This is a genomic window from Stenotrophomonas sp. 8(2023) (assembly GCF_030345295.1).
GTDB lineage: Bacteria > Pseudomonadota > Gammaproteobacteria > Xanthomonadales > Xanthomonadaceae > Stenotrophomonas > Stenotrophomonas muris.
In genome coordinates this window covers 3784331-3808465 of record NZ_CP128404.1, presented here as the reverse complement: position 1 = coordinate 3808465, position 24135 = coordinate 3784331, and the positions used below count along the sequence as shown (strand labels likewise).

The window sequence follows — 24135 nt, the reverse complement described above, 5'->3', positions numbered from 1 at the left end:
TGGGGTCAGCGCAGGGTGTCGGCCGGGACGTCGATCTGCATCGCCAGGGCGAGGTGATCGGAGAACGCGGCTGGTACGGCTTCCACGGTACGAGTCTGCAGGCCACTGCTGACCAGGATGTGGTCGATGGCGCGGTCGGGGCGCCAGCTGGGGAAGGTCGGCACGATGCAGCCCGGGGGCTGCAGCCGGGTCTTCTGGTACAGCACCTGCATTTCCGGGCGTTCGGCCAGGCAGTTGAAGTCGCCCATCAGCACCGCGTTGGGGTGGTCGGACAGCAACTCGGCGATGAAGCCCAGCTGCGACATCCGCGAGCCCGCGCCCAATGACAGATGCGCCACCGCCACCGCCAGGCCATCGGTACCATCGCCGAACTTGGCCAGCAGCACGCCGCGCCCGCCGATGCGGCCGGGCAGGGCATGGTCCTGCACTTCCACCGGTTCCAGCTTGCTCAGCAGGCCATTGGCACTGGATGCCACGCCGCCCATGCGCCGGTTCGGCTGGTGGCTCCAGTAGTTGAAGCCGGCGCGCTGGGCCAGGTAGTGGGTCTGGTTGGTGAAGCCCGAGCGCAGGCTGCCCGGGTCGGCCTCCTGCAGGCCGACGATGTCATGGTCGCGCGCCAGGGTGGCGATCGCGTCCAGGCTGCTGCGCTTGCGCCCCGCCGGCAGCGCATGTGACCAGCTGCGGGTCACATAGTCGCTGTAGCGGCGGGTACTTGAGCCGGCCTGGATGTTGGCCGTCAGCAAGCGCAGGGTCCGTGTACGGGGGGAATTCACGGCCGGGAAATGCTTCTCTTGGATCAGTGAGCCTGGGCCGCACCGCGTTCGCGGGCGATCAGGTGGTCGGCGATGCGCAGCATGTCCGGGAAGCTCTTGCCCTTCACCAGGTACTTGCCGTTGACGATGATCGACGGGGTGCCGCTGATCTGGCTGCGCTGGGCGAACTGCTTGGCCGAGTTGGTCTTGGCGTTCACCGCGAAGCTGCCCATGGTGGCGGCGAACTGCTTCGGATCCACGCCATAGGCGGCGTAGAACTTGGCGATGTCTTCCACCGAGTCACGGCCGCGCTCGCCCTTCAGGGTCTTCTGCGAGTGGATGGCGGCGTACAGCGCTTCGTGGGTCTTTTCCTGCACGCCCAGGGTCTGCGCGGCGTAGAAGGCACGGGCGTAGTCATCCCAGGTGCCGCCGAACATGGCCGGCACGTAGACGAAGTTCACGTCGCTGGGCAGGCCGGCCTTCCACGGGCCGACCAGCGGCTGGAATGCGGCGCAGGCCGGGCAGACGTAGCCGAAGATCTCGGTCACTTCGATCTTGCCGGCAGCCGGCTGGAACGGCTGGCCGTTCGGGATCACCTGGTAATCGGCGCCTTCCACCGGGGCCGGGCCGGTCAGCGCGGCGGTGGTCGGGGCCGGCGCCGCGGCGGGGGCGGCTTCGGCCGGGGCCTTTTCGCCTTCGGCGGCAGCCGGAGCGGTGCCTTCGCTGCCCGTGGCCGGCGCAGCGGCCGGTTCGGCGGTGGCCGGGGCGGCTGCCGGTGCGGCCGGGGCCGCGGTGGTGTTGGTGCTGCCGTCATCAGCCTTGCAGGCAGCCAGGATCGGCAGCAGCGCTGCGAGGGCGAGGGCGTAACGGATCTTCATGGAAACGTCTCCAGCATCTGGAAAGGTGGGGGCCGGCGCCAGGCGCCAGCCAGGGGGAAATGATGACATGCGGCGGCGACAGCGCCGTGTCGAGGGTGGGCGTTGGTTCAGCGGCCGCGGGCGGCGCGGGCCTGCGCGATCAGCGCCGAGGCGATGCGCAGCTGGTCGTCGAAGCTGTTGCCCCGCACCAGGTACTGGCCGTTGATGATGATGGCCGGGGTGCCCGGGATCTTGGTGCGCTGGGCGAACGCGCGCGCGGCCTCGACCTTCTTCTGCACGGCATCGCCGCGCAGCGCCTGGAGGTAGCGGTCCGGGGTCACGCCGTAGGCCTTGTAGAACGTGGCGAGCTCATCGGCCGAGACGTTCTGCATCGGCAGCGATCCCTGCTCGTGCAGGGCCTTGAACACGGCAGCGTGGCTGCGCTTTGCCACGCCGACTTCGTCGGCGGCGTAGTAGGCCAGTGCCCAGGCATCCCAGGCGCCACCGAAGGCCGCCGGCACCGGGGTGAAACGCACGTCGGCCGGCAGCTTGGCCGCCCAGGCTTCCAGCTGCGGTTCGAAATGGGCGCAGTGCGGGCAGGTGTAGCCGAAGACCTCGACCACTTCGATCTTGCCGGCCAGCGGCTGGAACGGGCCTGGCTGGGCGATGCGCTCGTAGTCTTTGCCCTCGACCAGCGGGGCATTGGCGGGGGTGGCGGCGCAGGCTGCCAGCGGCAGCAGCACCAGCACGGACAACAGCAGGCGGGAAATCAACCTCATCGACACGCATCTCCGTTGAAAAAAGCAACGCCGGCGCGGTCGCCGGCGTGAAGGAAACATACCGCAGCCGTGGGCCGGCGTCGCGGCCCGGGCCGACCAGTGGTGGTCAGGGGGCGGCAGCCGGTTGCGTCGGCGTGGCCGCAGCGGCCACATCGTCGGCCTTGTTGTGCAGGCCCTGCAGGTAGCTCGACAGCGCCTGCACCTCCTGCTCGCTGAGCTTCTGCGCGACCGTGGCCATGATCTGGAAGTGCGCCTTGTCGGTCTCGTTGGTCTGGCCGGCCTGGTACTCCTGCAGGCGGCGCGCGACATAGCTGGCGTGCTGCCCACCGAGGTGCGGATAGGCCGGGCCGGGATTGCCGGCACCGCTGGGGCCGTGGCAGGCCATGCAGGCCGGCAGGCCGCGCTTGGCATCGCCGCCGCGGTACAGCTGCTGGCCGATCTCGTAGAACTTCATGCCCTTGTAGGGGCCATCGGTCACTGCCGTGTCATCGGCGATGCCGGCGTTGGCCTTCTGCGTGGCGAAGTAGGCGCCGATATCGCGCATGTCCTGCGGGGTGAGGTTCTGCACGAACGGCACCATCGCCACCGCCGCGCCGGAACTGCGCTGGCCGTTGGCGATCAGGGCCATCTGCTGGGCCACGTAGCGCTCGCTCTGGCCGGCAATGGACGGGTACATCTCCACCGTGGAGTTGCCGTCGGCACCATGGCAGGCCGCGCAGGCCGTCGCCTTGGTCTGGCCGGCCTTGGCATCGCCCCAGTGGGTCTTGCTGAAGTCCACCTCCAGCGAGGCGGTATTGATCGGCCCGTTGTCGGGCAGCGGGGTCAACGTGGTCTGCGCGAACGCAGCAGCGGCAACGACTACAGCAGTGGCAAGGGCGGATACGGCAAGAACGCGAGCGTGGCGCATGCTGAAGCTCCGTATGGACCGGGCCGGACGGTGGCCGCCGGCATCGCCCGGATTATCAACGCCGTTTCCGCGCACGGTCAACGCAGCAGTGCAGCAAAATGGCCGCAGCGGCCGCCGGCACGGGCGCGCGGCGCCGCAACATGCGATCCTAGGCACATGTCATTGCTCATCGAACGCGCCCGTTACCACCTTTCGGCCCACAACGTGCGGCAGCTGCCGCCCGACGAAGGGGCTGAAGTGGCCTTCGCCGGCCGCTCCAACGCCGGCAAGTCCAGTGCGCTCAACGCGCTGACCCGCCAGAACGCCCTGGCCCGTGTCTCCAAGACCCCCGGCCGCACCCAGCAGCTGGTGTTCTTCCAGGTCACCCCGGAAGCGCATCTGGTCGACCTGCCCGGTTACGGCTACGCCAAGGTGCCGCTGGACCTGCAGGCGCACTGGCAGGCCTTCATTGACAAGTATTTCCGCACCCGCGAGGCCCTCAAGGGCCTGGTGGTGGTGATGGACATCCGCCACCCCCTGAAGGACTACGACCGGCAGATGCTGTCCTATGCCGTGCAGCGTGGCCTGCCGGCGCACGCGTTGCTGACCAAGGCCGACAAGCTCAGCCGCAGCCAGCAGATGCAGTCCCTGCAGAAGGTGCGCAAGGAGCTGCAATCGGCTTACGGTGACAGCGTCAGCGTGCAGGTGTTCTCCGGCGAAGACCGTACCGGCGTGGACGAAGCCCGCGGCGTGATCGGCGGCTGGCTGGGGCTGGAATAAGGCATTTACGGTCGCCCGGCTGGCAGCCGGGCGCTACCCGATCGGGTGGGTGCCGACCTTGGTCGGCACACCCTCACAACGGCGAATACTCCGCCGGCACCCACGCATAGGCCTGGCCCTCGCCACGCACATGGCCCAGGCCCGGGAACGGCAGGTGCGCACCGGCCACCCACCAACCGTTGGCGGTGGCCTGCTGCAGCAGCCCGCGACGGCTGGCGATGGCCGCCTTGCGGTCCGAATCGGCCTCGAATGCCGCTTCCGGGTGCGCGAACTGCACCGCATGGAAGTGCAGCACATCACCCCACACCAGCAGTGACTGGCCCTGGCTGTCGAACCGGTAGGAGACATGGCCGGGGGTATGGCCGTGGGTGTCCATCGCCACCGCGCCACCGGGCAGGGCATCGCCGGGGCTGAACGTGCGCAGGTGGCCGCTGGCCTGGTAGGGCGCGACCGCGTTGCGTGCCAGCGGGAAGGCGAAGCGCACGCCCTTCGGCGCCGTGGCCTCGCTGGCCGGGCTGAGCCAGTAATCGGCATCGGCCTTGGACAGCCACACCGTGGCATTCGGGTAGGCCGGCTTGCCCTGCGCGTCGAGCACGCCGCACAGATGGTCCGGGTGGGCGTGGGTCAGCAGCACCTCGTCCACCTCGGCCGGGTCCACGCCGGAGGCGCGCAGGTTGCCCAGCACCTGGCCCAGGCCGGGGCCGAAGCACTGCGCGGTGCCGGTATCGACCAGGGTCAGGTGGTTGCCCTGGCGCACCAGGAAGGCGTTGATCGCGGTCTGCAGGCCCTTCTTGTCTTCCGGTACGTAGCGGCCTTCCAACAGGCGGCTGACCAGTGTCGGCGGCACGTTGACCACTTCCTGCCGGCCCAGCGCGACCACGCCGTCGAACAGGGCGGTGACCTGCAGCGCACCAACGCGCTGGTGGTAGACGCCGGGCACCTGCTGGGTGGGAGCGGGCGAGGTGGCTTCGGCCAGTGCAGCCAGCGGCAGGGACGACAGGGCCAGCAGCAGGGCGCCGCGCAGCGGCAGGGGACGCAGGATCATGGCGGTTCTCGGTGGATGACGGGCGGTTCCGTTGTGCCCAGCGTGCCGTGGCCGGCGTGTGCACGGCGCTCAAACCACTGCGCGGAATGCTCAGGGAAGGGGGGGCTGCAGGGCTGCGCCCTGCACCCGCAGAGGCAACGGCAACGGCCGAAGCAACAGCAACAGCGACAGCGGGCTGTCTGGGATGGCGGGGTGGGTCCGGTTGCGGGAGACGCCGTAAACCCCGCTCCGCGGTCCGGCCCAGTCGCTGGCGGCTGGGCGTTCGGGCGCTTGCGAAGCAGTGCTTCGCAAGCAAAGCGCCCTCACCCATGGGGGCTTGGCCGCGGCATCCATGCCGCGGACACTCCCGCAACCGGACCCACCCCGCCTTCGACAGTTTTCCGCGATCTGTCAGCTCGCGGGGTCAGATCCGTTTTCCGCAGGAAAACGGATCTGACCCCACGAATTTCATTCGATAACTGACAGATGTGTCGACCAAGGTCGACACCTACCAACAGCCGCCGGAATCTGTCGAAGGCGGGGCACTGTGGGTTTGCGGGGTGTGAGCCGCATGGATGCGGCGACCAAGCCCCCATGGACGGGTTTACGGCGTCCCCGCAAACCCACAGTGCCCCGCCATTCCACGGAATGCACGCCGTTGCTGTTGCTGTTGCTTCGGCTGTTGCCGTTGCCTCTGCGGGTGCAGGGCGCAGCCCTGCCGAACCCCCTCAAATATCTGTGGGAGCCAGCCCGTACTGCTCGGCGAAGCGCTTGCTGAAACTGGCCGCAGACCGGTAGCCCGCGCGCGCGGCCACGGTCTTCAACGGCAGGTCGGTGGTGTAGAGCAGCTGCATGCCATGTGCCAGCCGGGCCTCGGTGAGCAGCTGGCGCAGGCTGGTGTCCTCGGCCGCCAGGCGACGGCGCAGGGTCGCGCCGCTCAGCGCGAACTGTTCTTCCACATCGCGTGATTGCCAGTCGCGTGCTGGTTCGGCGGCGATGCGGTCGCGGATCTGTTCGCCCAGGCTCGGCGCCTGCGGCAGCAGCAGGTTGCCGTGGCCCTGTCGGCACAGGGTCAGCACCAGCGAGGCCAGGGCCAGCCGCGCGTCGCTGTAACGGCCGTCCTGCAGCGATTGCCGCCACTGGCGCAGCACCGCGCCATGGTCGATCAACGGCAGTCGCGCCATCGCCTGGCCGGGGGCGGGAAGCTCTTCATTCCAGAGCGTACGCGCCGCCGCCAGCACTTCGGTGCAGAGCGGCACGATGGCACTGAGGTAGCGGCCGCTGCAGGGATCGGGGGTGTTGACCACGTCGATGCGGCACCGCTGGGTCAGCAGCAGGATGTCGCCGGGAACGAACGTCAGCGACTGGTGTGCGGTACGTACCTGCTTGCGGCCTTCCAGCAGGATCGCGAACTGCGGTTGCGGAACCTCCACCGAGCTGGCGCCATGCTCGCGGCGTGCGGTGATGCAGGCATAGCCCTCGGCGCGCCCGCAGCCGGCCAGGCTGGCCATCTCGGCCAACAACGCAGTGGCCGCTGGCAGCATGCCGGTCATGACACCTGGGCACCGAACAGGCGACCGACGCCGGCCGCCGCAGCCATCGCCAGCGCGCCCCAGAACATCACCCGGACCGCGCCGCGTACAGGCGGTGCGCCCCCGGCCTGGGCCGCCACCGCGCCGGTCAGGCACAGGCCGAGCAGGGTGCTGGCCGTGGTCATCAACGCAACCTTGTCGGTCGGCGCGAGCAGGGCGGTCAGCACCGGCAGCGCCGCACCGCAGGTGAACGCACCGGCCGAGGCCAGCGCCGCCTGCAGCGGGCGCGCGCGCAGGGTGTCAGTGATGCCCAGCTCATCGCGGGCGTGTGCACCCAGTGCATCGTGGGCGGTAAGCTGTTCGGCCACCTGCCGGGCCAATGCAGGCTCCAGGCCGCGGTGGCGGTAGATCGCGGCCAGCTCCTCCAGTTCGCTGTGCGGGTCTTCGCGCAGCTCGCGCTTTTCCATGGCCAGGTCGGCCGCTTCGGTGTCGGCCTGGGTCTGCACCGACACATACTCGCCGGCGGCCATCGACATCGCGCCGGCCACGGTGCCGGCCACGCCGGTGGCAAGGATAGTGGTGGCGGAGGCGCCGCTGGCCGCCACGCCGACCACCAGGCCGGCCACCGAGACGATGCCATCGTTGGCCCCCAGCACGGCGGCACGCAACCAGCCGACGCGCTCGGAGCGGTGCAGTTCGGGGTGTCGCGAATGACGGTTCATGACGCCGAGTGTACGAGGGTCAAGAGGGCGTCGGTAGGATGCTGAAACCCGTCACCGTCGCATGACGCAACGGGGTGCCACGCTATAGTGCGCCCTTGCGATGGAAGGCCGCGAGCCCCACATCCCCCGCCACCGTCCAGCGAGCCTTCCCCTTGTCGAGCCCCAGCCACGTCGCCGATACCCCCATTACCGACCGCTCGCAGCTGGTGGAGGTGATCGCCTCCGGCGAGAAGCCCCGCGCGCAGTGGCGCATCGGCACCGAGCACGAGAAGTTCGGGTTCCGCCTGGATGACCTGCGCCCGCCGACCTTCGAGGGCGAGCGCGGCATCGAAGCGTTGCTCAACGGCCTGGTCCGCTTCGGCTGGGAGCCGGTGCAGGAAAACGGCAACACGATCGCGCTGCTGCGCGACGGTGCCTCGGTGACGCTGGAACCGGCCGGTCAGCTGGAGCTGTCCGGCGCGGCGCTGGAGACCATCCACCAGACCTGCGTGGAGACCGGCACCCACCTCAACGAAGTGGCACAGGTGGCCGGCGAACTGCAGCTGGGTTTCCTCGGCATGGGCTTCCAGCCGAAGTGGAAGCGCGATGAAATGCCCTGGATGCCGAAGGGGCGCTACAAGATCATGCGCTCGTACATGCCCAAGGTCGGTTCGCTGGGCCTGGACATGATGACCCGCACCTGCACGGTGCAGGTGAACCTGGACTACGCCACCGAAGCGGACATGGTGAAGAAGTTCCGCGTGTCGCTGGCGCTGCAGCCGATCGCCACCGCGCTGTTCGCCGATTCGCCGTTCACCGAAGGCAAGCCGAACGGCTACCTGAGCTACCGCTCGCACATCTGGACCGACACCGACGCCGACCGCACCGGCATGCTCGACTTCGTGTTCGAGGATGGTTTTGGTTACGAGCGCTATGTTGACTACCTGCTCGACGTGCCGATGTATTTCTCCTACCGCGATGGCATCTACCACGACGCCAGCGGGCAGAGCTTCCGCGATTTCATGCAGGCCAGGCTGCCGGTGCTGCCGGGTGCGCTGCCGACGCTGCGCGACTGGTCGGACCACATGACCACCGCGTTCCCGGAAGTGCGCCTGAAGAAGTACCTGGAAATGCGCGGTGCCGATGGTGGCCCGTGGAGCCGCCTGTGTGCGCTGCCGGCATTCTGGGTGGGCCTGTTGTATGACGACACCGCACTGGATGCCGCTTGGGACCTGGTACGCGATTTCACCCTGGCCGAGCGCCATGCACTGCGCGACGGCGTGCCGAAGCATGCGATGAACCTGCCGTTCCGCAATGGCACGGTGCGCGACCTGGCCCGCGAAGCGGTGAAGATTTCCGTCGAAGGCCTCAGGCGCCGTGCGGCGCGCAATGCCGACGGCCAGGACGAGAGCAAGTTCCTGGACGTGCTGCAGGAGATCGTCGAATCCGGCCTGACCCCGGCCGAGCGCAAGCTGGCGCTGTTCCATGGCCGCTGGCACGGCGACGTCGATCCGGTGTTCCGCGAGTTCGCGTACTGAGTGGATTGCGGTAGTGTCGGCCGCTGGCCGGCAGATGTATGGGGTTGCCGGCCAGCGGCCGGCACTACCAGAAGAAAAACCCCGGCATTGCCGGGGTTTTTCTTTTTCGCATCTGCCCTGGATCAGGCGGCGTTCTGCATCGTCGCCATGTCGATCACGAAGCGGTAGCGCACATCGTTCTTCGCCATGCGTTCCCAGGCTTCGTTGACGTTCTTGATGTCGATGATCTCGACGTCGCTGACGATGCCGTGCTCGGCACAGAAGTCCATCATTTCCTGGGTTTCGGCCATGCCGCCGATTGCCGAGCCGGTCAGGTGCTTGCGGCCGAAGATCACGCTGCCGCCGGTCAGCGGCGGGTCCAGTTCGGTCAGCACGCCGACCAGGCACATGGTGGCCTCGCGCTTGAGCAGGCCCATGTACGGGTTGGTGTCATGGCCGACCGGGATGGTGTTGAGCAGGAAGTCGAAGCTGCCGGCGTGCGCCTTCATCTGCGCGGCATCGCGCGAGACCAGTACCTCATCGGCGCCCAGGCGCTTGGCATCAGCACCCTTTTCCGGCGTGGTGGTGATCATCACGACGTGCGCGCCCAGTGCCTTGGCGAACTTCACGCCCATGTGGCCGAGGCCACCGAGACCGATCACGCCCACCTTCTGCCCCGGGCCGACCTTCCAGTGGCGCAGCGGCGACCAGGTGGTGATGCCGGCGCACAACAGCGGGGCGGCCGCCTTCAGGTCGAGGGTGTCGGACACCTTCACCACGAAGCGCTGCTCGACCACCACGTGGTCGGAATAGCCGCCGTAGGTCGGCGCGCCGGTTTCGCGTTCACGGCCGTTGTAGGTCCAGGTCGCGCCTTCGGCGCAATATTGCTCCAGATCGTGCTCACAGGCGTCGCAGTGGCGGCACGAGTCGACCATGCAGCCGACGCCGGCGTGGTCGCCGACCTTGAAGCGGGTGACGTTGCTGCCGACTTCGGTCACCCGGCCGATGATCTCGTGGCCCGGCACCATCGGGTAGATCGAGCCACCCCAGTCATCGCGGGCCTGGTGCAGGTCGGAATGGCAGATGCCGCTGTAGAGGATCTCGATGCGCACGTCGTCCGGGCCGACCGCGCGGCGTTCGAACTCGTACGGGACCAGCGGGTCGGTATGGGAATGGGCGGCGTAACCACGGGCGAGGGACATGGGGAATCCTTGGCAGGGTTTATCGAAAGGCGTTTTACAATACGCCCCGCAACCAGCAGCAAGAAGCGCGGATATCGGCATGATTCATCAAGTGAAACTGCACAATGGCCACTGACAACCTGACCCATCTGGCCGCGTTTGCCGCAGTCGCCCGCCACCGCAGCTTCCGCCGCGCCGGTGCCGAACTGGCATTGTCGACCTCGGCGGTGAGCTATGCGATCCGCGCGCTGGAGGAACGGTTGGGGGTGGGCCTGTTCCATCGCACCACCCGCAGCGTGGCCCTGACCGAGGCCGGGCAGCGCCTGCTGGAGCGCCTGCAGCCGGCGTTGGGGCAGGTGCACGACGCACTGGAAGAAATGAACCACTTCCGCGCAGCCCCGGCCGGCCTGCTGCGCATCAACGCCACCCGCGCGGCGGTACCGACCCAGCTGGGGCCGAGGCTGGCGCGCTTCCTGCACGCCCATCCCGACGTGCGGGTGGAGCTGACCGAAAATGACGGCCTGGTCGACATCGTCGCCGAGGGCTACGACGCCGGCGTGCGCCTGCATGAGTTCGTGCCGGAGGACATGGTGGCGGTGCCGATGGGGCCGCCACTGCGCGGGCTGATCGTCGGCTCGCCGGACTACCTGCGGCGTCGGCCGGCACCGCAGCATCCGCGCGACCTGGCCGCGCACGAATGCATCCGCTTCCGCTTCGCCAGTGGGCACCTGTACAAGTGGCAGTTCGAGCGCGATGGGCAGGCGCTGGAGATCGACGTGCCCGGGCGGTTGACCCTGTGCGAGCAGGGCACGATCGTGCGCGCCGTTCTGGATGGCATCGGCCTGGCGTACGTGCTGGAAGACACGGCAAGGCCGTACATCGAATCGGGGCAGATGGTGGCGGTGCTGGAAGACTGGAGCGAGCCGTTTGCCGGCTTCGCGCTGTACTACCCGAAGCAGCGGCAGATGCCGGGCGCGTTGCGTGCGTTCGTGGATATGTTGCGCGAGTGAGTTGCGATGGATGACGTGGTGCCGACCAACGGTCGGCACCTGCCGGGGCAGGGCGTTGCCGATCAACGAATCGACATCGGCCGGTAGATCCACGCCATGCGTGGATGGCACCACGCTACGGCCCTTGCAACACCGGCGCCAACAACGCCACGCACTCACGCAGATGCATCTCCACCGGCGCATCCTCGGCCACCACGCCGATCACGCGTTCGCGCAGCGGCTCGGCCACGGCCATCGCCAGGATCAGCCGCGCCATGCATGCGGAATCTCCCTCGCGCAGCAGTCCACGCTGCTGCTGACGTGCCAGCCAGTCGGCCAGCAGCGCACGGCCGCGTTCGATGCCGTTGTCGAGGTAGGCCTGCAGCAGCGCGTCCTTGCCGGGGAAATCGGTGGCCAGCAGGCGGAACACCTGCACCGCCTGCGCCGATAGCGCCTGCGTGCACACCGCGTGCAGGATGTCCTGCAGCAGCGGCACGACCTCTTGGGCATTGCGCGCATCACGCTGCAGCTGTGGCGCGAAGCCGTCGGTCCACTCACGCACCGCCAACCCGACCAGCTCCTCGCGGTTGCTGGCATGGCGGTACACGGTCTTCTTCGCCACCCCGGCGTGCGCCGCCACCGCTTCAATGGTGGTGGCCTCGTAACCCTGTGCCAGCAGCAGCTCCAGCGTGGCCTGCAGCACCGCGTGGCGGACTTCGGCTTCCGGTCGCGCAGGGCGGCCACGGCGGCGGGTCGGTGATGTGGGCGCGGGCAGGGTGGTGCTGTTCATTGCGCCCATCTTACCGCACCCGGTTAATTGAGAAACGGAAAGCGTTTCCTTATTGTCGGGTCTCCCAACCCGTAGGAGACTCCCATGGATATTGCTGTGAACGCTCGCCCCTGGCTGGACCACCACGATCTGCTGGACCCGGCGCCGATGCATCTGGAAACCGGCATCCAGCGCCGCGAAGACGGCACGCTGCTGGTGGCGGTGCGCACCGATCTGCACGGCTGCAAGGGCCGCATGCTGAACTGGTGGTTCACCTTCTTCGAGACCACCCAGCACATCCGCTGGTGGCATCCGGTCGATCATGTCGAGCATCGCGGCTGGGACGCGGCCTGGCAGCGCGGGCGCAGCTACCACGGCGCCAGCATCCATGCGGTGGAATCGCTCGCTGACATTCCGCCGGTGGCGGCGCGCCTGAAGTTCCATGACCCGCGCACCTTGCTGGTGCCCGAACGCCTGCAGGCGGCACAGGATGCAGGCCATGTATCGGCGGTGATCGCCGCGCGCATCGGCTTCGGTGATCACGTGCGTCTGGATGTACAGGGCGATCCCTGCGATGGGCAGATGCTGCATGTGGCGCGCGATACGCCGTTTGGCTGCGTGCTGCGCAGCCGCTTCGTGCTCGGCCTGGACAGCGCCGATCCGCGTCGCGATGCCGGCGACGCGGTCGGCCTGGGCCTGCTCAGGCACTGCTATACGGAGTTCAGTTTCCTGTCGCGGCTGCTGCCTTCGCTGTACTACGGCGAGCGCGCCAACGGCGAAGCAGTGCCGTTGCCGTGGTGAACGGCGCGCCGGTCATTCAACCAGCGCATCGTAGCCTTCGCCACTGAACTGGATCAGGCAGAAGCCATGCCCGAACGGATCGGCCAGTATGGCGATGCGTCCCCAGCGACGCTCGCGCACGGACTGCTCGAGTGTCGCCCCGGCCGCAACTGCACGTGCCAGCGCGGCTTCAATGTCATCCACCACCCAGTCCAGGTGCAGCGGCGTCCAATGACGCTCGTAGTCGCGCACGTCGCCGTCTTCCGTGGCGGCGCTGCCGGCGTCGTTGTGCAGCAGGTAGAGCGGCGTTGGCCCACCGAGCAGCTCCACGGCGCCCGGGCCGAGTCGGCGGCCGATGCGCAGGCCGAAGGCCCGGATGTAGAAGTCTTCGGCGGCGGCCAGGTCGGGCACGTCCATGTTGACGATGAAGCTGTGGGCAGTGGCGTTCATGGTAGCGATGGGCGGCATCCGGTGGTCGCAGTCTAGTCCTGCCGCGTGGTGCCGCCGGTTCATCTCCTGCGCGGATTCGGGCAAGCTGGGCGGTCTCCATCGACAAGGACATCCATGAGCGCGCTATCCGGCATCGAACAGGCCACGGGCCAGACCTTCCCGCCCCTGTTCAAGCAGTTGCATGCAGCGGGTCGGTTGAGCTGGGGTGCTCCCCATCCGGAATGGTCCGAGGTGGTATTCCCGGCGCTGCAGGCAGAACCGCCGGTGCTGCTGTACGCCCAGGACTATGAGCCGTTGGAACACGATGAACTGCTCGAGGCGTGGCAGGAGCTGACCGCGGAGGATCATTACAATCCCCTGCGCACTGACCTGCAGTTGCTGCCCTTTGCGCGGACCGGCGCGGGTGACAGTTACTGTTTCTGGAGCAACGCGCCCGGTTTCAGCGAACCGCCGGTGGTGATGGTGTGGCATGACGACGACCGTGCCGACGTGCTGGCCGCCAGCTACCAGGATTTCGTGTTCCGCAAGATGGTCGAAGCGGTTGCCGACTACCAGCGGCCGTACACACTGCTGTCGCACGGCGAGCTGGCCGGGAATCTGCAGCGCTGGCTGCAGACTCACCATTCCTTCCTGCGCGGCGACCGGTACGCGGCATTGCAGCGGCTGTTCGCCCGCGTTGACGATATTGAAGAAGGGAACTTCAGCGAAGACGAGGCACAGGCCATCGTCGCTGAAGTGATCGGCTTCGAGCGGTTGGACGAGTCGTTCGCCTACGTGCGCGAGGACGCCTGAGGGCTGGGGTCGGATCCGGGCGCAGCGTGGCTCTGACTCCTTGTTCGCCGAACAGGGGTCAGAGCCCTTTCCGTTGGAAGGGGATCCGACCCCGTGCGGGCCCCGTGCGGGATCAGCCTGCGGCCGGGTAATCGAGATAGCCCGCCTCGCCGCCCCCGTAATAGGTGCTGCGGTCGGGCGTGGCCAACGCGATGTTGCGCTGCAGGCGTTCGACCAGATCCGGGTTGGCGATGAACGGCTGGCCGAACGCGGCAAGGTCGATGGTGCCGGCCTCGACCAGCTGCAGGGCGCGTTCGCGGGTCATGCCGCCGGCCAGGATCACGGTGCCACCGTAGGCCTGCTTGAACTGCTGCAGGAAGGCCTCGCCCAGCACCGACTGGCCCGCCTGCTGGTTGTCGTTGAGATGCACATAGGCCAGGCCGCGCTTGCCCAGTTCCTCGGCCAGGTACAGATAGGTGGCCTCGTTGTCGGGGTAGAACGGCATGTCGAAGGTGAGATTGTTCGGTGCCAGGCGCACGCCGATGCGCTGCGCACCGATGCGCTGGGCCATCGCATCGACGGTGTCCAGGATCAAGCGCGCGCGGCTGGGCAGCGAGCCGCCGTAGTGATCTTCGCGCTGGTTGATGACCGGGTTGAGGAACTGTTCGAACAGGTAGCCGTTGGCGGCATGCAGTTCGATGCCGTCGAATCCGGCGGCGATGGCGTTCTCTGCGCCGCGCACGAAGTCGTCGACGATGCCGGGGATCTCTGCGGTCTCCAGTGCACGTGCCGGGGTGGGATCGGCGTGGCCGCGGCTGCCATCGTCCAGGTACACGAACGAGGTGTTCTTCGGTGCGCTGGCCACCGGGCGGGTACCGGCGCTGACCGGCTGCCCACCGTCGGGCTGCAGCGAGGAATGCGACATGCGGCCGACGTGCCAGAGCTGGGCGAAGATCGTGCCCTGTGCGGCATGCACCGCCTCGGTGACGAGCTTCCACCCGGCCACCTGCTCGGCCGACCAGATACCCGGGACGTCGATGTAGCCCTGGCCCTGCGGCGAGACCGGGGTGCCTTCACTGATGATCAGGCCGGCGCTGGCGCGCTGCCGGTAGTACTGCGCGGTGAGTTCGTTGGCGACCGCACCGGGGTTGCGGGCGCGGGTCATCGGGGCCATCGCGATGCGGTTGCGCAGGGCGGTGCCTGCCAGATCGAAGGGGCGGAACAGGGCGGCGATCATGTCGGTCATCTCGGTGTGGGGGAAGGCGCCAGCGGCGCGATGCACACAGGATGGAGTTGACATGCGGACGCATAAAGCGCTTCGATCTCCCTGGGCGCGGGACTATTTGTCCCCAATGGAGCGTGATAGATGCTGCCGCTGGAATCGTTGAATGGCCTGGTGACCTTCGTTACCACGGCCCGCTCAGGCAGCTTCACCGAGGCTGCCGACGCGCTGGGCATCTCGCGCTCGGCAGTGGGCAAGGCCATCGCCCGGCTGGAAGCGCGGCTGGGCGTGCGCCTGTTCCACCGCACCACGCGGCGCATCGCGCTGACCACCGATGGCGAGGCGTACTACGCATCGTGCGCGGCGGCGCTGGAAGAAATCTCCGCCGCCGAAGCCTGCCTGGGGTCGGCCGGCCTGCCCAGCGGACGGCTGCGCATCGACATGCCATCCTCGTTCGGGCGGCTGGTGGTGCTGCCCGTGCTGCTGCGCCTGTGCCGGCAGTACCCGGACCTGCAACTGACGATGACCTTCACCGATCACTTCGTCGATCCGGTCGAAGAGGGCATCGACCTGCTGATCCGCTTCGGCGGGTTGCACCAGGCCGAGCACCTGGTCGCGCGCCGGCTGGGTCGCCAGCGCCTGGTCACCTGCGCATCGCCGGAGTACCTGCAGGCGCATGGCGTGCCAGCGACCGTGGAGGAACTGGCGCAGCATCGCAGCATCGTCGGCTTCCGCCATGGGCAACCGGTGGCGTGGCGGATTGGCAGTGATGACGCCGAGGGAACGTTCATCCCGAACGCGGCCTACCAGCTCAACGATGGTGACGCAGTGATCGATGCGGCCATCGCAGGACTGGGCATCTGCCAGATGCCCATTTCACTGGTACGCCGACATCTGGAATCCGGCGCGCTGCACTCGGTGCTGGATGCGCACATGCAACGGCATATCGACATCCATGCGCTGTGGCCACCGACCCGGCACCTGCGGCCGAAGGTGCGCTATGTGGTGGATGAGCTGGCGCGGCTGGCGGGTGAGGGCTTGTTCGATTGAAACGGCACGATTGAGCGGGATGGTTGCCCGTGTATACTATCCCCCAGTATAGTTTCGAGGTGGCCTGATCATGCCGCACTCCCCCGAAGAGAAGAAGAAGGTCCTGGCCCGCGTGCGCCGCATCCGTGGCCAGTGCGATGCGCTGGACCGCGCGCTGGAAGCTGGCGCCGACTGCGGGCCGGTGCTGCAGCAGATCGCCGCCATCCGTGGCGCGGTCAACGGCCTGATGTCCGAGGTGATGGAGGCCCATCTGCGCGAGGAGTTCGGGCAACCCGCCGCCTCCGACGAACAACGCGCCGAACGCGTGCGCGACATGAGCGCGTTGATCCGTTCGTACCTGAAATAAACGACGGCGCAACATGGCGCCGCCCATCCTGTCATTGCCTGTCTCTGGAGAGTCCACCATGAAGTCCCGTGCCGCCGTCGCCTTTGGTCCCGGCCAGCCGCTGCAGATCGTCGAGATCGACGTCGCCCCGCCGAAGAAGGGCGAAGTGCTGGTGAAGATCACCCACACCGGTGTCTGCCACACCGATGCATTCACGCTGTCCGGCGATGATCCGGAAGGCCTGTTCCCGGTGGTGCTGGGCCATGAAGGCGCCGGCATCGTGGTTGAAGTGGGCGAGGGCGTGACCAGCGTCAAGCCGGGCGACCACGTGATTCCGCTGTACACCGCCGAGTGCGGCGAGTGCCTGTTCTGCAAGAGCGGCAAGACCAACCTGTGCGTGGCCGTGCGCGCGACCCAGGGCAAGGGCGTGATGCCCGATGGCACCAGCCGCTTCAGCTACAACGGTGAGCCGCTGTACCACTACATGGGTTGCTCGACCTTCAGCGAGTACACCGTGGTGGCCGAAGTGTCGCTGGCGAAGATCAATCCGGAAGCAAACCCGGAACACGTCTGCCTGCTCGGCTGCGGCGTCACCACCGGCATCGGCGCGGTGCACAACACCGCCAAGGTGCAGGAAGGCGACAGCGTGGCGGTGTTCGGCCTCGGCGGCATCGGCCTGGCGGTGATCCAGGGTGCGCGCCAGGCCAAGGCCGGCCGCATCATCGCGGTGGACACCAATCCGTCCAAGTTCGAACTGGCGCGCGAATTCGGCGCCACCGACTGCATCAACCCGAAGGATTTCGATAAGCCGATTCAGCAGGTCATCGTCGAGATGACGACCTGGGGCGTGGACCACAGCTTCGAGTGCATCGGCAACGTCAATGTGATGCGCGCGGCGCTGGAATGCGCGCACCGTGGCTGGGGCCAGAGCGTGGTGATCGGCGTGGCCGGTTCGGGCCAGGAGATCTCCACCCGTCCGTTCCAGCTGGTGACCGGCCGCAAGTGGATGGGCACCGCCTTCGGTGGCGTGAAGGGCCGCAGCCAGCTGCCGGGCATGGTCGAGGATGCGATGAAGGGCGATATCGAACTGGCCCCGTTCGTCACCCACACCATGGACCTGGACAAGATCAACGACGCCTTCGACCTGATGCATGAAGGCAAGTCGATCCGTTCGGTGGTCCACTACTGAGCCGCGGCGTGGGCTGGTTCGACGCCCTGCGCAGGCCGCGTGCGGAGGATCCACGCGCGGCCCTGGTCGATCCGATCGAGCAGGCGCTGCGCGCGCTGGGCTGGGTCGAGGGCGACGTGGGTCCACCGCGCGTGGTGGACTCGCCCTTCGGCATTGATGAAATGCCGTTCGAGCACTGGCTGGCACAGGTATTCCTGCCGCGCCTGCACGAAGCCCGCGCCGACGGCCTGTGGCCACCGCGCAGCGACGTGGCGGTCGCGGCGTATCGCAACCTGGACGGCCAGCCTGGCGTCGAATCGTTGCTGCGCCTGCTGGCACAGCTGGATGAACTGATCAACCAAGGCGTCCACGCCGGGCGTGGATAAGCCGACCAAGGTCGGCATCTACCAGAAGCACGCGTGCGCTGACGCGCCGCGCAGGAGAGCACCATGGAACGCATTGAACACCGCGCCTGTTTTGGCGGTTGGCAGGATGTCTACCGCCATCATTCGACCACGCTGGGCTGCGACATGCAGTTCGCCGTGTACCTGCCGCCGCAGGCGGAAACGCAGACGCTGCCGGTGCTGTACTGGCTGAGCGGGCTGACCTGCACCGAGCAGAATTTCATCACCAAGGCGGGCGCGCAGCGCTATGCGGCCGAACACGGCGTGATCATTGTCGCGCCTGATACCAGCCCGCGCGGTGATGACGTGGCCGATGCCGAAGGCTACGACCTGGGCAAGGGCGCAGGGTTCTACCTCAACGCCACCCGTGCGCCCTGGGCGAAGCACTTCCGCATGCATGACTATGTAGTGCACGAGTTGCCGGCGCTGATCGAAGCGGAGTTCCCGGCGACCGGCGCACGCGCCATCAGCGGGCACTCGATGGGCGGCCACGGTGCGCTGGTGATCGCGCTGCGCAATCCGGGGCGCTACCGCAGCGTGTCGGCGTTCTCGCCGATCGTCGCGCCCAGCCATGTTCCGTGGGGGCAGAAGGCCTTCCACGCCTACCTTGGCGACAACCCGGCCGACTGGGCGCAATGGGACGCCTGCGCGTTGATTGCCGCGGCCAGCGAGCGCCTGCCGTTGCTGATCGACCAGGGCGAGGCGGACGAGTTCCTGCAGACCCAGCTGCAGCCGCAGCGCCTGCAGGAGGCCTGCGCCGCTGCCGGCCATCCGCTGACCCTGCGCCTGCAGCCCGGCTACGACCACAGCTACTACTTCATTGGCAGCTACATCGGCGAGCACATCGCCCACCACGCCCGCGCCCTGCAGGGCTGAGCCCCCGGAAAAAAGGGGACGGAGGGGATTAAGTCGCATTTGCCGCTGTGCCGCAAACGACTTAATCCCCTCCGTCCCCTTTTTCAGCGATGGATCACACCCTCGTGGCGCCGCCCCGCGCTATCGTGCGCGTAGACGGCCTTGCGGATCGGGGGATGCATGCCGGTAGTGCTGGCGCTGCTGTATGTGCTGTGCCATGGCCTGGTGCTGGCCTTGTGGCCTGGTCCGGCCGGGGTAGGCTCCTTCGTTTTCCTGACCGGTGCCCCGTTGCTGGCGGCGGCCGCCTGCCTGTGGCGGGCCCGCCGCGACCACGCGGCACTGGGGTGGCGCGCCACGGCATTGGCGCTGCTGCTGTGGGCCGGCGGCATGGCGTTCAACATGATCGACGCCCTGGGCGCCGGGCGTGCCGATTTCACCCCGCGCGCAAGCCTGTTCCTTTACGTGCTCTACGGTGTGCCCCTGGTGTTCATCCTGGCCAGGGCGCGCCGGGAACGGGTCAGCATCAGCCTGATCGATGCGGCCATGGCGGCGCTGCTGGGCGTGCTGTTCTTCGTGCACGCGCAGTCGTTCGCCGCCCGCGTTGACATCGACGACCACGCGTTGTCCAACATGCAACGCATGTTCGATATCCAGAACCTGTGCATCGCCGTGTTCGCGGTGGTGCGCTGGCTGGCCGGCGACGTTCCCGAGCGGCGTACCTTTTTCCGCGCGCTGGCGATGTATGCGGCGACCTACCTGTTGGTGGCGTATTACATCAACCACTACACCTCCGGTGATGCGTTCGGTGCCTATGCCGATCTGCTGATCGATCTGCCGTTCCTGCTGCTGGCGCTGCTCGCACTCAGCCAGGCACCGGCGCGGGTCCTGACGCCGCATCCGCGGATGGCGCGCACGGTGCAGGCGGCGGGCCCGATGATCCTGCCGCTGCTGCTGCTGGTGGTGGGCACCCTGGTGGTCGACCATGCCCGGCCCCTGGCCGTGAGCGGTTTCGTGGTGGCGACGCTGGGGTTCGGCCTGCGCAGCATCCTGCTGCAGGTGGACCTGATGGAACGGCAGGCCTCGCTGGACCAGCTGGCGCGCCAGGATGGCCTGACAGGCGTGGCCAACCGGCGCGAGTTCGACGCGCTGCTGCTGGCCGAGTGGAACCGCGCACGGCGCAGTGGCACCGAGCTGGGCCTGCTGCTGTTGGATATCGATCATTTCAAGGCCTTCAACGACCGCCACGGCCATCCCGCCGGCGACCGCTGCCTGCAGGCCGTGGCAGCGGTACTGAAGGCGAGCGCCGGTCGCGCCGGTGACAGCGTCGCACGTTATGGCGGCGAGGAATTTGCGGTGATCGTGCCCGGAAGCGCGCTGTCGGGCGTTCTGGCGCTGGCCGAGCGCCTGCGCCAGGCGGTGGAAGCGCTGCCGTTGCCGGAAGGAACGGTCAGTATCAGCATCGGCGTGGGTTACCTGCATCCGCCGGCTCTGGCCAGTGCCGATCAGTTGCTGGCAGACGCCGATGCCGGCCTGTATGCCGCCAAGCGGGCTGGCCGCAACCAGGTGATCCTGCATGCGCACGTGCTGGATGACGAGGGCAGCACGCACGGAACGATGGACTGCTGAGCAGCTCTCTGCATGCGATCACACGGGGGGCGCGACGGCTTATCGCTGCCGCAACCAGCCGGTCGGATCGAGCAGCCTCAGCCCGACCGGTGACAACGAGCGCTGCCGCAACGGCAGGTTTGCCGCCTGCACGGCCATTGCACAGCGCGCCAGCTGCTGGCGCAACGGTGCCAGCGAGTCGTCCTCGCGGGGCCGTGCATGCCGCCATTGCGCGATGCGCAGCAGGCAGACCAGCAGGTCCAGTTCACTGGCGGCAATGAAGGGAGAGCCGGCCGGCAGCAGATCGATCGGAGCGGCGGGGGTGGCCAGCAGCGGCAGCAGGCCGATGAAGGCGTCGCAGCCCTCCTGGCCAAGCCCGAGTCCGCTCAGCTGGGCAAGGCCATCGGCCTGCAGATCGGGGTCGCGCAACTGCCGTATCGCGCCCAGCAGCGCCTGTTCGCCCCGGCCGAACTGTCGACCGAAGGTGCGGTAGTTGACCCGGGTGGGAAACAACGGGGAACGGGAGGCCATGGTGGCTAGGGCCGTGGGTCGCGGGTTTCCACCAACACCGGACAGGGCGCGTGGTCGATGGTCCATTGCCCGATCGAGGGTTCGAACAGGCGTTCCAGCCGGGACAGGTGGCGATGGCCGATGACGATCAGGTCGCACTCCAGGCGCCGGGCCTGCTCGCTGATCACTTCGCCGGGATCGCCGGAGGGGATCTGCGCGATGGCGTCAATGCCGCGTTCGCGCAGCTCGGCCAGGGCTTCGGCCAGCACCGCTTCGGCCCGCGAGCGCTGGCGGTCGGCTTCCGGGTACTCGATGCGGTCGGCTTCGCTGGCATCGGCCGCCAGCGCGAATTCGGGGTCGAGCACGCACAGCAGGTGCAGGCGGCTGTGGGGGCCGGCGATGGCGGCGGCCAAGTCCAGCACGCGTGCGTGCTGGGGGCCACCATCCAGGGCGACCAGCAGGGTAGTGAACATGGATGTCTCCTTGGCGGGACGGGGATGGTCGCCGATGTCACCGCGCGCACCCATGCCGTGCGCGGCAGTCAATGAATGCGTCGAACGCAATCCACGGTGGTTGCAAGTGCCGTAGAGTCATCTGATTTACTGGAGACTGTCATGCCCCTGCCGGACCTGAACCTGTTGCTGGCACTGGACGTGCTGATTGACGAATGCAGCGTGGCCGCCGCCGCGCGCCGCATGAACCTGAGCGCGCCGGCGATGAGCCGCACCCTGGGCCGGATCCGCACTGCGCTGGGTGACCCGGTGCTGGTGCGTGCCGGCCGCGGTCTGGCGCCCACGCCCCGCGCGCTGCAGCTGCGCGAGCAGGTCCGCGATGTGATCGAGCAGGCCCACCGCGTCTTCAACGCCGGTCGTGAAGTGGACATGCGCGTGCTCGAGCGAACCTTCAGCGTGCGCGCCAATGATGTCTTCATCGGTGGATTTGGCGGTCGCCTGCGCGAGATCTTCCGCCAGCAGGCACCGCGCGCGGTGCTGCGCTTCGTACCCGAGGGCGATACCGACGATGATGCGATGGCGCAGGGCCGGATCGACCTGTACATCAGCACCGCCGGCAAGCATGCGCCCGATACCAAGGTGCAGAACCTGTTCAGTACCTCGTTCATGGGCGCCGCGCGCGAGGACCATCCACTGTTCGACGAGGAGATCAGTGCAGAGCGCTTTGCCGCGTGCGACCACATCGCGGTGTCGCGCCGTGGCCTGCCGCGTGGGCCGATCGATGATGACCTGGCCACGCTCGGCCTGCAGCGCCGCGTGGCGCTGATCAGCCCGACCTTTCACGGTGCGATCTTCGCGGCGGCCGAATCAGACCTGATCCTGCCGCAGATGCCAAGCGTGATGCTGGAGCGGATCGTCAGCATGCGCCTGCCGCTGCGCCTGTTCCCGCTGCCGATCCCGGTGCGTACCGCGGCCATCGTGCAGGCCTGGCATCCGCGGCTGGACAACGATGCCGCGCACCAGTGGCTTCGCCGTTCGATCAAGACCATGTGCGAGCGCGTCGAGGACGCCCACCGCTGAGACCCGCAGGCGTGCGCTGGACGCACGCCTGGGGTGCCGGCGACGCCATTTTTCACAGGGTACCGGCTCCCTAGACTGCGCTCCCCGGAGTTTCACTGAGCGCATTCCAATGACCCTCAACATGCCGTGCACTGCACGGATCGGCGCCTGGCGATGAGTGCGCCGGCCGCCGCTGTCCCGGCCGCCGCAGCGCCCCGTCCTGCCGCCGCCCCCGGGCTCGATCGCCGCATTCTGGTCGGCCTGTGTGGCGTGCTGCTGGCGGTGCTGGTGTCCGGCTTCAACGAGAACATCACCAAGGTCGCCCTGGCCGACATCCGTGGCGCGATGGGTTTCAGCGTCGACGACGGCAGCTGGATCGTCGCCCTCTACAGCGCGATGTCGGTCAGCGCGATGGCCTTCGCGCCGTGGTGTGCCGCCACCTTCTCGCTGCGCCGCTTCGCATTGGCGATGATCGGTGGCTTCATGGTGCTGGGCGTGCTGTGCCCGCTCGCCCCGAACCTGCAGGTGTTCCTGCTGCTGCGTGCATTGCAGGGCCTGTGCGGCGGTGCACTGCCGCCGTTGCTGATGAGCGTGGCGCTGCGCTTCCTGCCGCCTGGCATCAAGCTGTACGGCCTGGCCGGCTACGCGTTGACGGCGACGTTCGGCCCGAGCATGGGCACGCCGCTGGCCGCGTTCTGGGTCGAGCAGGTGGGCTGGCACTGGGCGTTCTGGCAGATCGTGCCGTACTGCCTGGCCGCCATGGCGATGGTCGGCTGGGGCCTGCCACAGGACCCGCTGCGGCTGGAACGCTTCGCCCAGTTCGATGGCGTTGGGCTGCTGCTCGGCCTGCCGGCGCTGGTGCTGCTGGTGCTGGGCCTGGTGCAGGGCCCGCGGCTGAACTGGTTCGATTCGCCGATGATCACGCTGATGATCGGAGGCGGTGCCGGCCTGATGGTGCTGTTCATGATCAACGAATGGTTCCACCCGCTGCCGTTCTTCAAGCTGCAGTTGTTGGCCAACCGCAATCTCAGCTACTCGCTGGTCACGCTGGGGGGCGTGCTGTTCGTGCTGCTGGCGGTGATCTCGATACCGTCCGGCTTCCTGGCCAGCGTGCAGGGCTACCGGCCGCTGCAGACCGCACCGATGCTGCTGTGGGTGGCACTGCCACAGGTGATCGCGCTGCCGCTGGTGGCGGCCCTGTTGAACATCCGCGCGGTGGACTGCCGCTGGGTGCAGGCCACCGGCCTGGCGATGCTGGCACTGGCCTGCTGGCTGGGCTCGCACCTGGACGTGGCCTGGATCCGCGACAACTTCCTGTGGGTGCAGCTGCTGCAGGTGTTTGCCCAGCCGATGGCGGTGCTGCCGCTGCTGATGCTGGCCACCGGCGGCCTGGCGCCACAGGATGGCCCGTTTGCCTCGGCCTGGTTCAACACGGTCAAGGGCTTCGCTGCGGTGCTCGCCGGTGGCGTACTGGATGCCATCGCCCAAGGCCGCCGTCATTTCCATTCCACCGTGCTGGTCGACCGCCTTGGCGAGCAACCGTGGCTGGCCGATGGCCCGCAGCTGGGCGCGCGCCTGCATGCACAGGTACAGGCGCTGACTTCTGCCGACCTGTACTGGGTGGTCGCACTGGTGGCGCTGGCCTTCATTCCCCTCATTGCCTGGATGCCCACCCGCATCCATCCGCCACGCGCCGTGGCCTGAACCTTTCGCAGGA

At 67.9% G+C, this 24135-nt stretch carries 26 protein-coding genes; 13 read left to right on the top strand and 13 right to left on the bottom strand.

All coding sequences use genetic code 11. The annotated features are described in order from the left end of the window. Positions 1 to 5: 5 nt before the first annotated feature. The 4 genes from QP609_RS17625 to QP609_RS17610 all read right to left on the bottom strand — a co-directional run bounded on the left by QP609_RS17625 (position 6) and on the right by QP609_RS17610 (position 3295). Positions 6 to 743, bottom strand: coding sequence for an endonuclease/exonuclease/phosphatase family protein (locus QP609_RS17625; protein ID WP_014648403.1), 738 nt, complete (start codon positions 741 to 743; stop codon positions 6 to 8). Positions 744 to 796: 53 nt separating this feature from the next. Next, positions 797 to 1630: a thiol:disulfide interchange protein DsbA/DsbL gene (locus QP609_RS17620; protein ID WP_014648402.1), complete on the bottom strand. Its 834-nt coding sequence runs from the start codon at positions 1628 to 1630 to the stop codon at positions 797 to 799. Between the two features lie 107 nt (positions 1631 to 1737). Next, positions 1738 to 2388, bottom strand: a complete 651-nt coding sequence (locus tag QP609_RS17615; RefSeq protein WP_032960695.1) for a thiol:disulfide interchange protein DsbA/DsbL — start codon at positions 2386 to 2388, stop codon at positions 1738 to 1740. Between the two features lie 106 nt (positions 2389 to 2494). After that, the gene (locus QP609_RS17610) at positions 2495 to 3295 is read right to left on the bottom strand and encodes a c-type cytochrome (protein ID WP_014648400.1); all 801 of its coding nucleotides are present in this window, start codon (positions 3293 to 3295) and stop codon (positions 2495 to 2497) included. Between the two features lie 156 nt (positions 3296 to 3451). On the opposite strand from QP609_RS17610, the gene yihA reads away from it, so the two are divergent. Next, a complete protein-coding gene (yihA, locus tag QP609_RS17605) occupies positions 3452 to 4054 on the top strand; it encodes a ribosome biogenesis GTP-binding protein YihA/YsxC (RefSeq protein ID WP_005411022.1) in 603 nt (200 codons plus the stop codon). A 73-nt stretch (positions 4055 to 4127) separates the two neighbouring features. Here the strand turns inward: yihA and QP609_RS17600 are convergent, their stop codons facing one another. The 3 genes from QP609_RS17600 to QP609_RS17590 form a co-directional block, all read right to left on the bottom strand. Further along, positions 4128 to 5099, bottom strand: coding sequence for an MBL fold metallo-hydrolase (locus QP609_RS17600; protein WP_014648399.1), 972 nt, complete (start codon positions 5097 to 5099; stop codon positions 4128 to 4130). Positions 5100 to 5806: 707 nt separating this feature from the next. Beyond that, positions 5807 to 6631 carry an AraC family transcriptional regulator gene (locus QP609_RS17595; protein ID WP_069117884.1) on the bottom strand — a complete coding sequence of 275 codons (825 nt, stop codon included), beginning with the start codon at positions 6629 to 6631 and terminating at the stop codon, positions 5807 to 5809. Beyond that, on the bottom strand, positions 6628 to 7332 hold the full coding sequence (locus tag QP609_RS17590; protein ID WP_014648397.1) for a VIT family protein: 705 nt from the start codon (positions 7330 to 7332) through the stop codon (positions 6628 to 6630). The genes QP609_RS17595 and QP609_RS17590 overlap by 4 nt, the downstream gene beginning before the upstream one ends. Positions 7333 to 7484: 152 nt before the next feature. On the opposite strand from QP609_RS17590, the gene QP609_RS17585 reads away from it, so the two are divergent. Continuing rightward, the gene (locus QP609_RS17585; RefSeq protein ID WP_014648396.1) at positions 7485 to 8849 is read left to right on the top strand and encodes a glutamate--cysteine ligase; all 1365 of its coding nucleotides are present in this window, start codon (positions 7485 to 7487) and stop codon (positions 8847 to 8849) included. A 122-nt stretch (positions 8850 to 8971) separates the two neighbouring features. Here the strand turns inward: QP609_RS17585 and QP609_RS17580 are convergent, their stop codons facing one another. Further along, the gene (locus tag QP609_RS17580) at positions 8972 to 10030 is read right to left on the bottom strand and encodes an NAD(P)-dependent alcohol dehydrogenase (protein ID WP_014648395.1); all 1059 of its coding nucleotides are present in this window, start codon (positions 10028 to 10030) and stop codon (positions 8972 to 8974) included. Between the two features lie 104 nt (positions 10031 to 10134). Here QP609_RS17580 and QP609_RS17575 point away from each other — a divergent pair, with 104 nt between their 5' ends. Next, positions 10135 to 11019 carry a LysR family transcriptional regulator gene (locus QP609_RS17575; RefSeq protein WP_032960689.1) on the top strand — a complete coding sequence of 295 codons (885 nt, stop codon included), beginning with the start codon at positions 10135 to 10137 and terminating at the stop codon, positions 11017 to 11019. Between the two features lie 115 nt (positions 11020 to 11134). On the opposite strand, the gene QP609_RS17570 is transcribed toward QP609_RS17575, so the two are convergent. After that, positions 11135 to 11797: a TetR/AcrR family transcriptional regulator gene (locus tag QP609_RS17570; protein ID WP_049440662.1), complete on the bottom strand. Its 663-nt coding sequence runs from the start codon at positions 11795 to 11797 to the stop codon at positions 11135 to 11137. A 75-nt stretch (positions 11798 to 11872) separates the two neighbouring features. Here QP609_RS17570 and QP609_RS17565 point away from each other — a divergent pair, with 75 nt between their 5' ends. Further along, complete coding sequence (locus QP609_RS17565) at positions 11873 to 12568, top strand: hydrolase (protein ID WP_169412057.1); 696 nt, start codon at positions 11873 to 11875, stop codon at positions 12566 to 12568. A gap of 12 nt (positions 12569 to 12580) precedes the next feature. On the opposite strand, the gene QP609_RS17560 is transcribed toward QP609_RS17565, so the two are convergent. After that, positions 12581 to 12997: a VOC family protein gene (locus tag QP609_RS17560; RefSeq protein WP_169412055.1), complete on the bottom strand. Its 417-nt coding sequence runs from the start codon at positions 12995 to 12997 to the stop codon at positions 12581 to 12583. 114 nt (positions 12998 to 13111) lie between these two features. On the opposite strand from QP609_RS17560, the gene QP609_RS17555 reads away from it, so the two are divergent. Further along, entirely contained in the window at positions 13112 to 13789 is a 678-nt protein-coding gene (locus QP609_RS17555; protein ID WP_197621591.1) for an SMI1/KNR4 family protein, read from the top strand. Between the two features lie 112 nt (positions 13790 to 13901). Here the strand turns inward: QP609_RS17555 and QP609_RS17550 are convergent, their stop codons facing one another. Continuing rightward, positions 13902 to 15005, bottom strand: a complete 1104-nt coding sequence (locus tag QP609_RS17550) for an alkene reductase (protein WP_197621592.1) — start codon at positions 15003 to 15005, stop codon at positions 13902 to 13904. A gap of 129 nt (positions 15006 to 15134) precedes the next feature. Here QP609_RS17550 and QP609_RS17545 point away from each other — a divergent pair, with 129 nt between their 5' ends. From QP609_RS17545 to QP609_RS17520, 6 genes are all read left to right on the top strand, one after another. Continuing rightward, a complete protein-coding gene (locus QP609_RS17545) occupies positions 15135 to 16040 on the top strand; it encodes a LysR family transcriptional regulator (protein WP_046432481.1) in 906 nt (301 codons plus the stop codon). Between the two features lie 70 nt (positions 16041 to 16110). Further along, positions 16111 to 16386, top strand: coding sequence for a formaldehyde-responsive transcriptional repressor FrmR (frmR, locus tag QP609_RS17540; RefSeq protein WP_005411009.1), 276 nt, complete (start codon positions 16111 to 16113; stop codon positions 16384 to 16386). Between the two features lie 58 nt (positions 16387 to 16444). Then, positions 16445 to 17554 (top strand): S-(hydroxymethyl)glutathione dehydrogenase/class III alcohol dehydrogenase, encoded by a 1110-nt coding sequence (locus QP609_RS17535; RefSeq protein ID WP_032960685.1) that lies wholly within the window; start codon positions 16445 to 16447, stop codon positions 17552 to 17554. An 8-nt stretch (positions 17555 to 17562) separates the two neighbouring features. Next, positions 17563 to 17919: a YqcC family protein gene (locus tag QP609_RS17530; RefSeq protein ID WP_053496250.1), complete on the top strand. Its 357-nt coding sequence runs from the start codon at positions 17563 to 17565 to the stop codon at positions 17917 to 17919. A 63-nt stretch (positions 17920 to 17982) separates the two neighbouring features. Beyond that, positions 17983 to 18813: an S-formylglutathione hydrolase gene (gene fghA / locus QP609_RS17525; RefSeq protein WP_014648385.1), complete on the top strand. Its 831-nt coding sequence runs from the start codon at positions 17983 to 17985 to the stop codon at positions 18811 to 18813. A 159-nt stretch (positions 18814 to 18972) separates the two neighbouring features. After that, positions 18973 to 20418 (top strand): GGDEF domain-containing protein, encoded by a 1446-nt coding sequence (locus QP609_RS17520; protein WP_197621593.1) that lies wholly within the window; start codon positions 18973 to 18975, stop codon positions 20416 to 20418. A 39-nt stretch (positions 20419 to 20457) separates the two neighbouring features. On the opposite strand, the gene QP609_RS17515 is transcribed toward QP609_RS17520, so the two are convergent. Beyond that, a complete protein-coding gene (locus tag QP609_RS17515) occupies positions 20458 to 20928 on the bottom strand; it encodes a hypothetical protein (RefSeq protein ID WP_164077730.1) in 471 nt (156 codons plus the stop codon). Between the two features lie 5 nt (positions 20929 to 20933). Then, complete coding sequence (locus QP609_RS17510) at positions 20934 to 21380, bottom strand: universal stress protein (RefSeq protein WP_289213819.1); 447 nt, start codon at positions 21378 to 21380, stop codon at positions 20934 to 20936. Positions 21381 to 21521: 141 nt separating this feature from the next. Here QP609_RS17510 and QP609_RS17505 point away from each other — a divergent pair, with 141 nt between their 5' ends. Beyond that, the gene (locus QP609_RS17505; protein WP_014648381.1) at positions 21522 to 22439 is read left to right on the top strand and encodes a LysR family transcriptional regulator; all 918 of its coding nucleotides are present in this window, start codon (positions 21522 to 21524) and stop codon (positions 22437 to 22439) included. Positions 22440 to 22592: 153 nt separating this feature from the next. Next, positions 22593 to 24122: an MFS transporter gene (locus tag QP609_RS17500; RefSeq protein WP_014648380.1), complete on the top strand. Its 1530-nt coding sequence runs from the start codon at positions 22593 to 22595 to the stop codon at positions 24120 to 24122. The last annotated feature ends 13 nt before the right edge of the window (positions 24123 to 24135 follow it).